This is a genomic window from Winogradskyella flava (assembly GCF_014243395.1).
GTDB classification, from domain to species: domain Bacteria; phylum Bacteroidota; class Bacteroidia; order Flavobacteriales; family Flavobacteriaceae; genus Winogradskyella; species Winogradskyella flava.
This window is the reverse complement of the sequence record NZ_JACLCP010000005.1, coordinates 97179-113127: the sequence shown is the minus strand read 5'-3', so window position 1 is coordinate 113127 and position 15949 is coordinate 97179. Positions and strand designations below refer to the sequence as shown.

The window sequence follows — 15949 nt, the reverse complement described above, 5'->3', positions numbered from 1 at the left end:
CTTTGATCCTTATATGAATAATAATTACATATGATTTTATTGATTTATAGGACTAAGTATTAACCACCAATTTTTATCATTTGCACAGACTCGCCGCTTCTGCGTCTAGATCTAAATTGCTCCATCTGTTCCTCTGACTTTTTCTTTACAATTTTATCGTATTCTTTTTGATTGACTTTTTTACCTTTTTTAGGTTCTTTAATCTCAAAACCGTCTTTTGGGTTAATCTCAATCTTACTACAAATCGTCGTTGTTCTTCCATCATTAACCTCCAAGATTAAACCAGGAAGTCCGTGATAAATGTCTGGACCTGTACTAACAGGAATTTGAGGTGTGTACCATGCAGTAACCGTTACTTCAACCTCTTTTGTTTCTGGCTCTTTCTTTTTTTCATCTTCTTTGTCTTTGCCATTTACATTAAAACTGGTAAATGTCCTTACCGTTTCTTTTCTTGTAAATGTCTTAGTCGCTTTATAACAAGTATATTCTCCTATATTTTTTGTTTCATTTTCTAATTTCCAGTCATGTTCTTGAAGCTCATCTTGTATTAAAAATAACTTACTAAAAGTTTCGCTTGAACTCGTATACCTTTTCTCTTTAATATTTTTATATAGGATATCACCCGCTCCTCCACTAAAGTTAATCGAAAAACTTACATTGCCAGAGTTAGGTTTTGGCTTCTCTAATTTTTCTTCTTTTTTATAGATAGATTGTTCCTTATCGAAACTTAACTTATAGGTCTGTTGAGAACCTTTCTTTAATTGTTCCATTATTTGTTCTCGCATCTCTGTCGAGATACTTACATCACTAGATTTTGCTTTGGTACTCCCTAAGCTTGTACTATCTAACTTTAAATTTAATTTTGTAAGCGTCTTGTATGTTGCGACGCCTTGAAAATCTTGTGCATTACCGTTAAAGAAGGCTAACATTAATGCCAAGACTAAAACTCTAATAATTGTTGTCATATTATGCTCTATTTTTATAATACTTAATTGCTGCTTTTCTTACCTTTTTAATGCTTTTGATAAAAAAATCTTTATCATCAGTATTCCCTTTAACCGTATAAGACGCTGATGATTTATAACCAGTTGAAGCATTCTTATTATTACAAGTCATCTTAAATATGATGCTTTCATCTTCTGATATTTCATCTAGAATGCGTTTGATATCCTCAGTTGAAAACGTAGATTTTATTTCCTCTACAGAATCTACAGTTATTTCAATTTTTAAATTTTCAATCTTAGTTTCTTTTTCAGAAGTTTCTAAAGTTCCACTGAGACTTTTAGTTTGCCCAAAAGTTAGCGCTATCATTAAAAGTGATAAGCCTGTGATGAAATTTTTCATTTGATGTTTTTGTTTTATGATTAATACATCACAAATATCAACAGCATAATTATTTTTTTAAGTTAACCTGTGTTAACGTGTGTTAACCGATTAGTTTAACTTGTGATTAACCTATACTTTTGAAGCATGAACGATCAACGTTATAAATATATCTTATACACCATTGTATTGGTAATAGTGGTCACAATTGGCATACAAGTCTATTGGAATTTTAAAAATTATCAGATTAATAAACAGCAATTGATTAATGATGTGCAGGTTAGTTTGGATAAAGCTGTGGACGATTATTATGCAGATTTAGCTCAAAAAACAACCTTAGGATTTTCTTTCAATGGAAAAGGTCATAAAGAAGTATTTAAACAGGGAGGGAAATTTCGAAAACTTTTAAGCACAATTGATGAATCTGAAGGTTCTTTTAAAAACTTAGATTCCATAAGCATAAATTTTATTGACGATATTACGGTTTTAAGAGGCTTAAAAGCCGACTCAATGATGAAACATTACACTGAGCGGCACAAACCCGTTTCCCTAGATTCAATTAAAGCAACTTTAAGAAACACAAAGCAGGTTCGTGATTCTTCCGATATTTCTAATTTAGAAATGTTGACTTCAAAAATTGTTATCTCCATTACTAATGATACTCTAAATCTAAAAAAAATAGATGGCAACCTAAAGTCTGAATTGAGTCGGAAAAATATTAGTGTTGACTATCAATTAAATTATAAACAGCCAGAATATAGTTTTAACACTTCGAATAATTTAATTATTGTAAAAACAGACACCACAGACTTAGGTAATGGCACATTATTGAATGTGCTTTCAAAGTCCTCTTTCTTACCAAAAGAAAGTGAATTAAGCATCGATTTTACCAATGAAACCAAAGTCGTTTTAAAACGAATGTTAGGTGGAATTTCGATATCAACACTACTAGTATTAGCAGTTATTAGCTGTCTTTTCTATTTACTAAAAATCATAAAACACCAAAAACAATTAGCAGAAGTTAAAAACGACCTCATAAGTAATATTACACATGAGTTTAAAACACCAATAGCAACTATTGGTGTTGCTTTAGAAAGTATCAATAACTTCAACGGCATTGACGATAAAGAGAAGACAAAAAAGTATATCAATATGTCCTCTGAGCAATTAAACAAGTTGAATATAATGGTAGAAAAACTTCTAGAAACTGCAACACTGGACAGCGACAGTTTGGAATTAAATAAAGACCAAATTGATATTGTCGATCTGCTAAACACTTTGTCAAACAGGTATAAAATCCAGTATCCAGAAAAGGAATTCCAAACAAACTTTAGGGCAGATAGCTTAATGGCCAGCGTAGATGTTTTTCATTTTGAAAATGCCCTGAACAATATTTTCGATAATGCCGTTAAATATGGAGGGAACATCATTTTCATAGATTTAATACCTAAAAAGGATTTGTTTCATATCCATATTTCCGATAATGGAAATTCTTTATCTAAAGATAATAAAGAGCGAATTTTCGAAAAGTTCTATCGTGTTACCGAAGGCAATACCCATAACGTCAAAGGTTTCGGAATTGGTCTTTATTACACCAAAACGATTATTGAAAAACATGAGGGCATTATTAGTTTAGCTATAGAACATAATCTTACGACTTTTAAAATATCGCTTCCCAATGGCTGAAAACATAAAACTATTAATAGCTGAAGATGAAGCAGCATTAGGTCAGATAATAAAAGAAAGTCTCGAAACCAGAGACTTTGAAGTTATTCTTTGCGAAAACGGCGAAAAGGCCTATGAAAAGTATAATTCAGAAAATCCAGATATTTTGGTCTTGGACGTTATGATGCCCAAAAAAGATGGCTTTACTTTGGCGAAAGAAATACGAGCTATAGATAATACCATTCCCATTATTTTTTTAACAGCAAAATCACAAACTGCAGATGTTGTTGAAGGCTTTTCCATTGGAGGGAATGATTATTTGAAAAAACCTTTTAGCATGGAAGAGCTCATTGTGCGTATCCATAATTTGATAAACCGTACTGCCGTTCAAAAAACGTCCAAAGTATTTGAAGTCGGCCATTATTCGTTTGATTTTCCGAAACAGCAGCTTCAGTTTAGAGATGAGGAATCGGTCCAGTTAACGCACAGAGAAGCACATTTATTATTTCATCTTATACAAAACAAGAATAAGGTTTTGGATCGCTCATTAATTCTTAACAAACTCTGGGGAACGGATGACTTTTTCTCGACTCGTAGTATGGATGTTTTTATTACCAAGCTTCGCAAGAAACTGAAGAAAGATGAGAACATTCAAATTATTAATGTCCGTGGATATGGTTATAAACTTACCGTTTAAAATGCCATCCTATCGGTTTGTCATACTGACTTCATTCAGCATCCCATAAAAAGCATCGACTATGTGAATTGAGATACTGAAACAAACTTCGACAAGCTCATTGTAAAAGTTTAGAACGACAGTAAACGTTTGGAGCAATTTTTGTACTTTTCTGAATCCTATGTACAAAGCATTTATTTTCTTTTTTATAATCAGTTTTTCAGCTTTTGCCCAAGAGCAAATTCATATCAGTATAAAAGACTCTACCACTCTAAAAGCTGACAAGATTTTTGGAGTCGATACTTTCGGGACACTGTATTATACAGCAGAAGACAATACCTTTCATAAAAAAACCAAGGACACCACAATCACCTACACTAATTTTCAGCTTAGTGAAATCACCTCTGCCAATGCCTTTAACCCTTTAAAAATCAATTTATTTTATCAAGATTTTAATACCGTAATTATTTTAGATAATCGCCTAGCTGAAGTCTTTAAAATAGACTTTAATACTGTTCAACCTTATAAAAACGTAAGTTTTATATCCACTGGATACGACAACACGCTTTGGATATTCAATCAAGATTTACAGCAGTTGGAATTGTATGACTACAAAACCAATAAGATAAGATTGAAAACGGTACCTGTACAGTCACAAATCTTAGATCTTAAAAGCGACTACAATAATTGCTACATGCTCACGGAAAACTATTTATACATCTATAATTATTTTGGAAGCTTAATAGCAAAACACAAAAATGATGGTTTTGAAAATATGGCATTTAGTAAAGCACATTTAGTGTTGAAAAAAGACAATGGACTGAATATTTTAACTAAAAACACTACTGAAATAAAACCTGTTGAACATCCAAATTTGTTAATAAATCAGTTTTTGGTAACCAATGAAACCTTGTATATTTACGACGACGAAATTCTGCGTCAATACCAACTTAAACTAGAATAGATTATGCATGTTGCTGTTGCAGGAAATATAGGAGCAGGTAAAACCACGCTCACAAAATTACTCGCCAAACATTACAAGTGGGAAGCCCAATTAGAAGATGTTGTTGACAATCCATATCTAGACGATTTTTATAATCAAATGGAACGTTGGAGCTTTAACTTACAGGTCTATTTCTTAAACAGCAGATTTCGTCAGGTCAATCAGATTCATAATAGTGGAAAGGATATCATACAGGATAGAACCATATATGAGGATGCCCATATTTTCGCTCCCAACTTGCACGCTATGGGCTTAATGACCAATCGTGATTTTGAAAACTACTCTTCTTTATTTGAGTTAATGGAATCTTTTGTAAAAGGTCCTGACTTATTAATCTATTTGCGAAGTAGCATTCCAAATTTGGTAGCACAAATTCATAAGCGTGGTCGTGATTATGAAAACACCATTAGTATTGATTACCTGAGTCGATTGAATGAACGCTACGAAGCTTGGATTACTAAATACGACAAAGGCAACTTGCTTATTATAGATGTAGACAATCTCGATTTCGTGACCAATCCGGAAGATTTAGGAGGCATCATTAATAAAATTGATGCTCAGATTCACGGTTTATTTTAAGCAATAAAACCATGTTGTTTTGCATGCTCAATAGCTTGCTGACTATTTTCTACCATTAATACAGGCGTTGTTTTATAGTTTTCAACTAATGCTCTTACACGCAGCATTTTCTTCCTATGCTTCACACTTCTGAGATAAATTGATAATATTCGATCCGGAAATTCTTCTGCAATCTCCATATAGATATCGGGATCGTGCTCTCCACTATCTCCAATGAGAATAAATGGCAAATCGGGATAGGTTTTAAGAAGGTTTAAAATTTCTTTTTGCTTTTGAGGTTTGTCATCTTGAGATTTCTTTCTCAATATATTACTAAAACTCCTTAATAATATTGGACCCTTCGGGAAATTATTCTGTCTCAAAAACAACTCGAGATAGCGATACAAATTCCATGGACTATGACTGACATAAAAAATAGGGTTGGCATTATCGTCCGAAGCGCCTCTATGTAATTTATGATAAAACTCCGCAGCACCTTCAAGTGGTATTCTATTTTTGGCATGTTTGAATACGGAATTATAAATGACTTTCCATTTTAGCGTAGACACTACTCCTGTATGCAAAATAGTATCATCAATATCGCTAGCTACACCAAATTGTGCTTTAGCGGACGGAATCAATATTTCTCCAGGAAATCGATTTTCATTCTGAATGGTTCGCTTTATGTTTACATCATTATAAGATAACTCAAAAGGCAGCCATCCTTCTTCATTTGTTATTTTTTTCAAATCACGGAGATCAGCGTCAACCTTATAATAGCCATCACTATCCGTAGTACCTTTTAAAATTATATGGTTTGGAAGCTTGATATCAATACCAACATTTTTTATTTCATCGGTTTCAAAACGCTTCCAGGTGTTTATAATGAGGTGCCAAATATGCTGATTTTCTAAATCTATGGATTCGTCCTCCAGAGCTCTACCGCGAGCATAGAAATGGGTATCTGTACCATAACCTTGAAAAGCTATGATTTGTAAGGGATCTTTTTTTAACATTTAGTGATGTTACAGGGTATAAAAATAAAAAAGCCACACGAATTGAGTGGCTATAAAATAGAATAATACCATTAATCAATAACAAAACGCAAATTAGCTGTATTTGTTTTTAAAATATAGACGCCTGACGAAAACTGACTTACATTGATAGTTGCTGTTTTGAGATCTATGTTTTGTTTATAGAGTAATTTTCCATGTGTATTAAATATTATTATAAGTCCAATAGCTCCATCTTTTTTTGAAATAGTTAGTTCACCATTAGATGGCACAGGATGAAGTTTAACAGTGACACTTTCTATATTCACGTCATTAACGGATAGTGCATTCAGAGTACCAAAACCTATTGTGGTGCCAACATCTGCAACCTCATAAGGCCCGACAGTTCCGCCTGCTCCAAATTCTTCTGCACCTGCATCAAAATCCATCTCTCTATCTCCGTACAGAATATCTGTGGTTAAAAATGTATACGATCCTACTCCAGCATCAATAGCTGCACTGCCTGATACTAATCGGTAAAAATCTGTTCCACTTGCTAATAATCCTGAAGTAACCGTTTCGTTGGAATTTACACCATTGGTTAAATCCCAACTTCCGTTTTGGGTGATATTTCCTTCATATACCGAACTTCCGATTGGAGCAGTAATTTCTTGAAACGCATTTATATCAGAATCTAAAATGATGTTATTAGCAACTATTAGATTTTCTGGTGGCAGCGTCGCCCCACTCAGACTCGTACCAACTCTAATACCTAGATCACAGTCGACAAGCGTATTATTTACAATTTGTACATTTTTAACTTGATAATAACCACTTAAAGCAGAATTTACTTGACCATTCATTACATTTAGAGCACCTGTGGTATTAGAACCTGATCCATTTGGTTTTCTATATCTAAGACCTTCAAAGTAATTGTTATATACCTTATGATCTTCTCCAATGACTCTTACTCCTCCTGAAAAAGCATTATTATTTCCAAAAAAATAGTTTCCATATACATCAGCATTATTACCATGTCTTAAGGTTAGTGTACCTTGATAATCTCTAAATGTGTTATTGTAATATCTATTACTTCCACTTTTGTTAGATATGATTTCTACTTCCCCTGACCAATTATTAAAAAGATTGTCATAAACTTCGGTGAACGAATCCGAAAGCGAAGTAGTACTGGTACCAATTCGAATAGCGTCTTGGTCATTTAATCCGTTAACATCATTATTTACAGGCACTCTATCTGCAAAGTAATTATGATGTATTTTAGAATAATCTGGTGTTGAATTATTATGGTTATCATTAATAATACTACCTACACCATTTTTACCTATGAAAGAAGAGTAGCTTACTTCATTATATTCACCATAAATAATAACCCATTTAAAAATATCTTCTTCTTGGGTAGAAGTACCATTATAAGCATCTACTTTTATATTTCTAACAGTACAATTAATACAATCATTATTGCTTGTATCTCTAAATTCTATAATAGGTTCTATTCTTCCATTACTTGTAATAAGTCCGGACGCATTTTGAAAAACAACACCTTCAAAAATAATGTACGAACCACCTAAACTAATATTTGAACGTCCTTCAAAAAATACGCTTCCAGGATTTTGTGCCTTAATAATACAAGGTTGGGATTCAATGGCATTAACGTTAATGGATATTTGAACACTGTTCCAAGTACCATCGGCGAGCTCAATTACAGTGCCTGCTTGCGCATTTGATATCGCATTTTGTAGTTCTGCATTATTGCTAACAATTTGTCCTTTGGCATTAAATGCTAATAATAATAAAAACACAAGCATATAAGTTTTCATAGCTTTCACATCATAAACTGGAAAACCAGATTGGTTAACCAATTTCAAAGATAAGAAGTATTTCGCGAAATACGATAAAAAAAGCCACACGAATCGTGTGGCTTTAAGACTAAATAATTTATTATCTATTCTTTAGTAATATCAACCTTTTCGATCACTTTCTCAACGTCTCCAGCTTCATTTTTCAAAGAGGCTTCAAAAGCTTTTAATTCTTTCTCAACCTCAACCTGAGTACCTTCAAAAGTTATGGTTTCCATAACTTTTTCACCATCTTTCATTGTTGAATAATCTACAGTTGCTGTCGCCATATCTTTAGACTTAACAGTCATTTCTATTGAAACTTCATCTTCAATAGTTGCCATCGCTGTTTCAGAAGAATGACCACCTAAAATTGGAGCGATTACTAAACCTATAAGACATGTTAACTTAATTAAGATATTCATTGAAGGCCCAGACGTATCTTTAAAAGGATCACCAACCGTGTCACCAGTTACAGCGGCTTTGTGCGCGTCAGAACCTTTATAAGTCATTTCACCGTTAATCTCAACTCCAGCTTCAAAAGACTTCTTAGCATTATCCCAAGCTCCACCAGCATTATTCTGGAAAATCGCCCATAATACACCAGACACTGTAACGCCAGCCATATAACCACCTAACATTTCTGCAATTGCCATATGACTCATTCCAAACAACATTGGAACAAAGGCTATAACTAATGGAAAACCAATAGTTAATAACCCTGGTAACATCATTTCTTTTAAAGACGCTTGCGTAGAAATTGCCACACACTTATCGTATTCTGGCTTACCAGTACCTTCCATAATTCCTGGAATGTCTCTAAACTGACGACGTACTTCTTCTACCATTTCCATAGCGGCTTTACCTACGGCGTTCATTGCTAAAGCAGAGAACACTACTGGTACCATTCCACCAACAAATAACATAGCTAATACTGGTGCTTTAAAAATATTAATACCGTCAATTCCCGTAAACGTTACGTAAGCAGCAAATAATGCTAAGGACGTTAATGCTGCAGAAGCAATAGCAAACCCTTTTCCTGTTGCTGCAGTTGTATTACCAACTGAATCTAATATATCTGTGCGTTCTCTTACGATTGGTTCTTGCTCACTCATTTCAGCTATACCTCCAGCATTATCAGAAATTGGTCCAAATGCATCAATCGCTAATTGCATAGCTGTTGTGGCCATCATCGCTGAAGCTGCCAATGCTACGCCATAGAAACCAGCAAATGCATAAGATGCCCAAATCGCACCAGCAAATAATAATACAGACGGGAAAGTAGATATCATACCAGTAGCTAAACCTGCTATAATGTTGGTTCCTGCACCAGTTGATGATTGTTGTACGATATTTAAAATTGGTTTTTTACCTAATCCTGTATAGTATTCAGTAACCGAAGAAATCACCGCTCCTACAAATAATCCAACTAGAGTTGCATAAAATACGCGCATTGATGAAATTTCAACTAATCCTTCTCCGAAGAAATTCATTTTCATTGTTTCAGGTAACATCCAAGTCACTAACCCAAAACAAGACACAGCTACTAAAACAATTGATGTCCAGTTACCAATGTTTAATGCACCCATAACTTGGGCTTCTTTGGCATCGTTACTCTTTATCTTAACCAGCATTGTGCCAATAATAGAAATGATAATTCCGGCACCAGCTATTGCCATAGGTAATAAGATTGGGCCAATACCTCCAAAAGCATCAGAGATTGCACCACCCATATCTTTAATTACATAATTACCTAAAACCATTGCGGCTAATACTGTAGCAACATAAGAACCAAATAGATCAGCTCCCATACCTGCAACATCACCTACATTGTCACCTACGTTATCTGCAATTGTTGCAGGATTACGAGGATCATCTTCTGGGATACCTGCTTCTACCTTACCTACTAAATCTGCACCAACATCTGCTGCTTTAGTATAAATTCCACCACCTACTCTTGCGAATAATGCAATAGATTCAGCTCCTAAAGAGAAACCGGCTAATGTTTCTAATACAATAGTCATATCCATTGTATTTGTCCAAACACCATCCATAAATACATGGAAAAATATAATAAAAAATACCGTTAAACCTAACACAGCTAAACCAGCAACTCCTAGTCCCATTACAGTGCCACCTCCAAAAGAAATCTTAAGAGCATTTGGCAAACTTGTACGTGCAGCTTGTGTAGTTCTTACATTAGTTTTCGTTGCTATTTTCATACCAATGTTTCCAGCAAAAGCAGAAAACACAGCTCCGAAAACAAAAGCGATTACAATTAACCAGTGTGTTGTAGGCACTACAAAAGACACAATGGCTAATAAAGCTGCAACAATCACTACAAAAACTGTAAGTAACCTATATTCAGCATTTAAAAATGCTAATGCGCCTTCATAAATGTGATCTGAAATTTCTTTCATCTTACCATCACCTGCATCCTGTTTCATTACCCAAGATTGCTTCACTAGCATATAAATTAATCCTAAAAGTGCCAAAGCTATTGGCATATAAATCATAAATGATTCCATATTATAAATTTTAATTTGATTTGTTTTTAGCTGGGCAAAAGTAGTAAAATCAAAGGGAATAGAAAAACCCTTTAGTGCTAATTAAGAAAGGGGTTCGTATTATTAATTTTATGAGAATTTTTCTAAATGGTAAAGTCGCCGTTTGCCTTATGCTTACTTGTTTCGTATCGTTCAATACATTTGTTGAGAATATCATAAGCCTCCTCAGCATTTCCCCAACCGCCAACATCAACTTTCTTTTTCTCCAAATCTTTGTAAACCTGAAAAAAATGTGTGATTTCTTTAATCCTATGGGTGTTAAGATCCATAATATCCATGTAGCTATTCCATATAGGATCACTAACTGGCACACAAACCAATTTTTCATCGGGACCTTTTTCATCTGCCATATGGAAAACACCAATTGGTTTTACTTCCATAACGCACATTGGAAATGTTGGCTCCGTTCCCATTACCAAGACATCAAGAGGGTCTCCATCTAAAGCCAAAGTCTCTGGTATAAAACCATAATCTCCAGGATACATCATAGATGAAAACAACATACGATCAAATCTAATTTTCTTTAAATCGAAATCGTACTCATATTTATTACGACTACCTTTCGGAATCTCAATTAATACATCAAAGGTTAGCTTGCCTGATTTGGTCATAATCTTCTTTTTAAGAGGGCTGCAAAGATAGGCAAGTGTTTAATTTTCACCAACTAAAACATACTCTGGTTTCTAATTTACTCATAAACCAATGGCTAAATTACTATCTTGTAGTCCAATTAATTTAATCCATTCTTTGATGAAACGTATTGTTACCCTTACACTTTCCATTTTATTATCCTTTAGCCTATATGCACAGGACCAAAAATATCAGGGGAAATTTGAACCTATAGATAATATGATTCCGCCTCCCAACGTCTATCGATCGGCAAGCGGTGCTCCAGGAAAAGCCTATTGGCAGCAGCGCGCAGATTATAAAATCAAAGCTAAGCTTGATGAAAGGAATAATATTTTAAGTGGTGATGAAACGATTACTTATTACAATAACTCACCAGATGACTTGTCTTATTTATGGATTCAGTTAGAACAGAATGTGAATAAAAAGGAGAACGAAGATTTTGGCTATGCTTTTGGAAATGTGCGCGACTCTATGAACACGAGACACATGCAATTCTTAACACGTGCTATTGATTTTCCCGCAGGTTATACCATAAAATATATTAAGGATGCTGGTGGTAAAGCGATTAAATCCTTAGTCAATAATACCATGATGAAAGTATTGCTAAACGAACCTTTAAAGTCAGGTGAATCCATGACATTCTCAATAGGTTGGTCCTATCACATTACAGATAGAAGCATGTTCTTATTGTCTCGTGAGGGCTATGAATACTTCCCAGGAGATGACAATACCGTGTATTTGATTGCGCACTGGTTTCCTAGAATGGCTGTTTATAATGATACGGAAGGTTGGCAAAACAAACAATTTCAAAAACTGGGTGAGTTCGCTTTGGAGTTTGGTGACTATCATGTTGAAATCACAGTACCAGCAGATCATCTTGTCGCTGCTACAGGCGAATTATTAAATGAAGCTGACGTACTTACCAAAACACAAAGACAACGCCTGGAAAAAGCTAGAAAATCTACAGATGAACCTATAATGATAGTCACTCCTGAAGAAGCCAAGGTCAATGAAAAATCTAAAACCGCTAAAACAAAGACATGGAAATTCAATGCTAAAAACGTACGTGACTTTGCCTTTGCCTCATCGCGTAAGTTCATTTGGGATGCCCAAGCTGTGCCTTTAGAAACGCATACGGTTATGGCGATGTCCTTTTATCCAAAAGAGGGCTTACCCGTTTGGAGTGACTCGTCTACATTGGCCGTAAAAAATGCATTGGAAGTCTATTCTGAAGCCGTTTTTGAATATCCTTATCCTGTATGTATTTCTGTAAACACCTCTAATATTGGTATGGAATTTCCAATGATAAGTTTTAATGGCGGGCGACCAATCAATGGAAAGATTAGCAAAAATGCTAAAGCAGGTATGATAAGTACCATAGTCCACGAAGTTGGTCACAACTGGTTTCCTATGATTGTAAGCTCAGATGAGCGACAATGGATGTGGATGGACGAAGGCCTCAATACCTTTATTCATCAACGCACTATGGAAGAACGTTATCCAGATTATAACCATACTACTCCAAAAAGTATCGTGCCTTTTATGAGTGGTGACAAGAGCATTATGCGTCCCATAATGACCTCTTCGGATAATGATTTATTAAATCAATTTGGCGCAAATTACTATCAAAAACCAACGGTAGGTTTGCAGATCCTCAGGAATTCGGTTATTGGCAAGGAATTGTTTGACCAAGCCTTTAAGGAATATGCCAATCGATGGAAATACAAACACCCAAATCCTGCGGATTTGTTTAGAACGCTAGAAGATGCTACGGCTGTAGACCTGGATTGGTTTTACAGAGGTTGGTTCTTTACGACAGACAATGTGGATATGGAACTCACCAACGTCAAGTGGTTTACTGTTGCCAACGAGGAAAATATTGAAAACAAAAACAAGATTACCAAAGCAAATATTAAGGCTGAAAATGCTGGCGAAAACACTACCAATTTTGCTGGTGGATCCGAAACCATAACCATGGTCTCTACACCAGACCAAGCTTATGGTCAGTTTTTATCCAGAATGAATGAACCTGAAATACGCAAACAACTATATGGCAAGAACATTTACGAGATTACTGTAAAAAATGTTGGAGGTCTTATCATGCCTGTGACGATTGAGTGGCAATATAAAGATGGTACAAGTGAGATTGATACACTGCCAGCAGAAATATGGCGATTGAACGAATATGAAATCACCGAAACCTTTATTAAAGACAAAGAAGTAAAGAAAGTTGTATTAGATCCTAATTTTGAATTTGCGGATACTAACATGAAAAACAATATGTTCCCTAAAGTTGAAGAGACTTCGGATTTTGAGGATTTTAAGAACAAAAATAAAAATTAGATAGTACTATCTAATAGTCCATAGAAGTCTATATTTATTGACCCAGCAACTAATTGTGCTTTGGCACACCAATCAATGATAAAACTATTTAGGCACATCCGCCAAAAATTACTGTCAGAAAATAAATTCAGTAAATATCTCATTTATGCTGTTGGAGAAATTGTGTTAGTTGTTATAGGGATTTTGATAGCACTATGGTTAAATAATTTAAATACACAGTACAAAAATAAACAAGAAGAAGTTAGCATTCTAAAGGAGCTTAAAGAAGATTTTCTATTAGATATAACAGATTTTGAAATTAATGTAGAAGGTCACAGCAAATCAAATGCCTCTATAGCTATCATACTAAAAAGCCTCGAGGATAATTTACCATATAACGACTCATTAGCGCATCATTTTGCATGGACAACTAATTGGCCCATTTCTCTTATACATACAAACTCATTCGATGTACTAAAGTCAAAAGGCATAGAACTTATATCTAATGATGAACTAAGAAAAAAGATACTAAATATACATAGTCAATCGTATCAGAGTCTAAAAGCGTGGGAAAATCAACCAAATCGAGAATTTTATTTAGAAGAAATTCTAAAACGGTTTAGCAAACTAGATGCTTGGAATGTTAATGACAATGGGGAATTTATACAATCGGCAATAATACCAAACAACTATGAATCTCTAAAAACAGACGTTCTTTATAAATCTATTTTAAATTCAATAAAAAGTGATAATCAGCGCGTTTTAAACGCTGTCTATGTAAAAGTCATCAAAAAATTGAAAGCCCTAATAGTAGATCTAGATAATGAGATTGATACATTAATTAAGAGCTAATAACATTTATCACTAAATTTTATGGAAAAAGCGTATAGAAATATTGGATTTGTTTTTTTACTCTTCATTCCACTAACATTTTTAGGGTTTTACAAAACTTATTTTGTATTGTCACCAGAATTTGAAGGAACAGTAGATATGCATACCCATCTTCATGCATTTATAGCTTCAATTTGGATGACACTTCTAATTACGCAACCTCTACTTATTAGATTTAAGAACTTCAAATTACATCGCTTTTTCGGAAAAATCTCTTATGTCGTTTTTGTCGCTTTAATTCTTTCATTCATTCCTCAGATGATCAAAGAATATGGAAAGAATCTTTTCCCACTAAATGCCAGTTTTGATATTATACTCTTACTTATGTTCTATACACTCGCCATAAAGCATAAGAATAATGTTGCTATCCATATGCGCTATATGATCGCCATTACATTAATTTTTATTGGACCAACTTTAGGTAGAATTATTTTCTTTTTATTAGAGTTGGAGGATTTAGGTGCTTTTCATATTCCTTATTTAGCTGTTATTGGTATTCTTATAGGTTTAATAATTTGGGATAAAAAGAATAATAGAACATACAGTCCGTATGTATTAGCATTAATAGCGTTCATCATCTATTTAGTTGCCCTTTATACCATCAATGTTAATTTATAAGAAAATGAACAATCAGTCATGTTTAACGCTCATTTAAAACTACTCTAATATGAAAAAACTTTATCCTGCTCTTAGAACTCAAAATGCTATGAGTTTCTCAAGACTTATTATAAGTTTCATTATTTTATTAATTACCGTTTTTTTGATGAGCTCATGTACAGAAAACCAATCTAATAAAGATAAAGAGAAGAAAATAGTCGAAAGAATCGGAACCGAAGTTGCGTTTTATAAATTCCACTTCAAATATGGTGCGAAACGAATGACAGAAGTAATTGCGGCCGCAGATGCATTGCTTGAAGCCATTCAAAATCCAGAAATTGAATTAACCGAAGATCAGATAGAATTAAATATACATAAATTAACATGGCTGTGGCTAGCTGCAACACCAACAACAGAATATAATGCTCTAACGAATTCTGGTGAAATTAGCCTATTGACCTCCGAAAATTTGAAACGAAAGTTTAGAGAAATGAATTTTGACCAAGAAAAGTTACTACAATTCGAAGCCTTGCAAATTAACTATGTAAATCAAGAATTGAGACCATATCTGAGTAAGCACATAGATAAAACAACATTAAAAACAAGGCAAAACTTTGATGCGCTCGAGACGATTAAGGTGTCTTCACCATTTCAAAATTCTCCAAAAACACTTCTAAAAGAGCGCGAATTTCCGAACCTTTTGGTTGACTTATTATTTTTCACTAACAGAATTATGCTTCCATACAATCGATTGAACAATATTATGGTTGATATGGAAAACATAATAGCAAAGGATTATCCTAACGTGGAACTTAAGGAATACAAGCCATTTTAGGAGTTAATATAAAAAACGAACGGTCAATGACGTT

Annotated in this window: 14 protein-coding genes; 8 read left to right on the top strand and 6 right to left on the bottom strand. The window is 34.1% G+C overall.

Annotated features, from left to right (window positions below):
* Positions 1 to 59 precede the first annotated feature (59 nt).
* Together H7F21_RS14730 and H7F21_RS14725 are read right to left on the bottom strand one after the other, a co-directional pair.
* The gene (locus tag H7F21_RS14730) at positions 60 to 965 is read right to left on the bottom strand and encodes a GLPGLI family protein (protein WP_185790072.1); all 906 of its coding nucleotides are present in this window, start codon (positions 963 to 965) and stop codon (positions 60 to 62) included.
* A 1-nt stretch (position 966) separates the two neighbouring features.
* Complete coding sequence (locus tag H7F21_RS14725) at positions 967 to 1344, bottom strand: hypothetical protein (protein ID WP_185790071.1); 378 nt, start codon at positions 1342 to 1344, stop codon at positions 967 to 969.
* A 126-nt stretch (positions 1345 to 1470) separates the two neighbouring features.
* Here H7F21_RS14725 and H7F21_RS14720 point away from each other — a divergent pair, with 126 nt between their 5' ends.
* The 4 genes from H7F21_RS14720 (at position 1471) to H7F21_RS14705 (ending at position 5246) form a co-directional block, all read left to right on the top strand.
* Positions 1471 to 3009 (top strand): sensor histidine kinase, encoded by a 1539-nt coding sequence (locus tag H7F21_RS14720; protein WP_185790070.1) that lies wholly within the window; start codon positions 1471 to 1473, stop codon positions 3007 to 3009.
* The gene (locus H7F21_RS14715) at positions 3002 to 3685 is read left to right on the top strand and encodes a response regulator transcription factor (protein WP_185790069.1); all 684 of its coding nucleotides are present in this window, start codon (positions 3002 to 3004) and stop codon (positions 3683 to 3685) included. Before H7F21_RS14720 ends, H7F21_RS14715 begins: the two co-directional genes overlap by 8 nt.
* Positions 3686 to 3845: 160 nt before the next feature.
* A complete protein-coding gene (locus tag H7F21_RS14710; RefSeq protein WP_185790068.1) occupies positions 3846 to 4628 on the top strand; it encodes a hypothetical protein in 783 nt (260 codons plus the stop codon).
* A gap of 3 nt (positions 4629 to 4631) precedes the next feature.
* Positions 4632 to 5246, top strand: coding sequence for a deoxynucleoside kinase (locus H7F21_RS14705; RefSeq protein ID WP_185790067.1), 615 nt, complete (start codon positions 4632 to 4634; stop codon positions 5244 to 5246).
* On the opposite strand, the gene H7F21_RS14700 is transcribed toward H7F21_RS14705, so the two are convergent.
* The 4 genes from H7F21_RS14700 to H7F21_RS14685 form a co-directional block, all read right to left on the bottom strand.
* Positions 5243 to 6241 carry an App1 family protein phosphatidate phosphatase gene (locus tag H7F21_RS14700; protein ID WP_185790066.1) on the bottom strand — a complete coding sequence of 333 codons (999 nt, stop codon included), beginning with the start codon at positions 6239 to 6241 and terminating at the stop codon, positions 5243 to 5245. The two genes, H7F21_RS14705 and H7F21_RS14700, sit on opposite strands and share 4 nt — an antisense overlap.
* A 71-nt stretch (positions 6242 to 6312) precedes the next feature.
* A complete protein-coding gene (locus tag H7F21_RS14695) occupies positions 6313 to 8103 on the bottom strand; it encodes a polysaccharide lyase 6 family protein (RefSeq protein ID WP_185790065.1) in 1791 nt (596 codons plus the stop codon).
* Positions 8104 to 8180: 77 nt separating this feature from the next.
* Positions 8181 to 10601, bottom strand: a complete 2421-nt coding sequence (locus H7F21_RS14690) for a sodium-translocating pyrophosphatase (RefSeq protein ID WP_185790064.1) — start codon at positions 10599 to 10601, stop codon at positions 8181 to 8183.
* A gap of 122 nt (positions 10602 to 10723) precedes the next feature.
* Entirely contained in the window at positions 10724 to 11251 is a 528-nt protein-coding gene (locus H7F21_RS14685) for an inorganic diphosphatase (RefSeq protein WP_185790063.1), read from the bottom strand.
* A 139-nt stretch (positions 11252 to 11390) separates the two neighbouring features.
* On the opposite strand from H7F21_RS14685, the gene H7F21_RS14680 reads away from it, so the two are divergent.
* From H7F21_RS14680 to H7F21_RS14665, 4 genes are all read left to right on the top strand, one after another.
* Complete coding sequence (locus tag H7F21_RS14680) at positions 11391 to 13613, top strand: M1 family metallopeptidase (protein WP_185790062.1); 2223 nt, start codon at positions 11391 to 11393, stop codon at positions 13611 to 13613.
* Positions 13614 to 13688: 75 nt separating this feature from the next.
* Complete coding sequence (locus H7F21_RS14675; protein ID WP_185790061.1) at positions 13689 to 14444, top strand: DUF6090 family protein; 756 nt, start codon at positions 13689 to 13691, stop codon at positions 14442 to 14444.
* Positions 14445 to 14465: 21 nt separating this feature from the next.
* Complete coding sequence (locus tag H7F21_RS14670) at positions 14466 to 15101, top strand: hypothetical protein (protein WP_185790060.1); 636 nt, start codon at positions 14466 to 14468, stop codon at positions 15099 to 15101.
* A 49-nt stretch (positions 15102 to 15150) separates the two neighbouring features.
* Complete coding sequence (locus tag H7F21_RS14665; RefSeq protein ID WP_185790059.1) at positions 15151 to 15915, top strand: hypothetical protein; 765 nt, start codon at positions 15151 to 15153, stop codon at positions 15913 to 15915.
* Positions 15916 to 15949 lie beyond the last annotated feature (34 nt).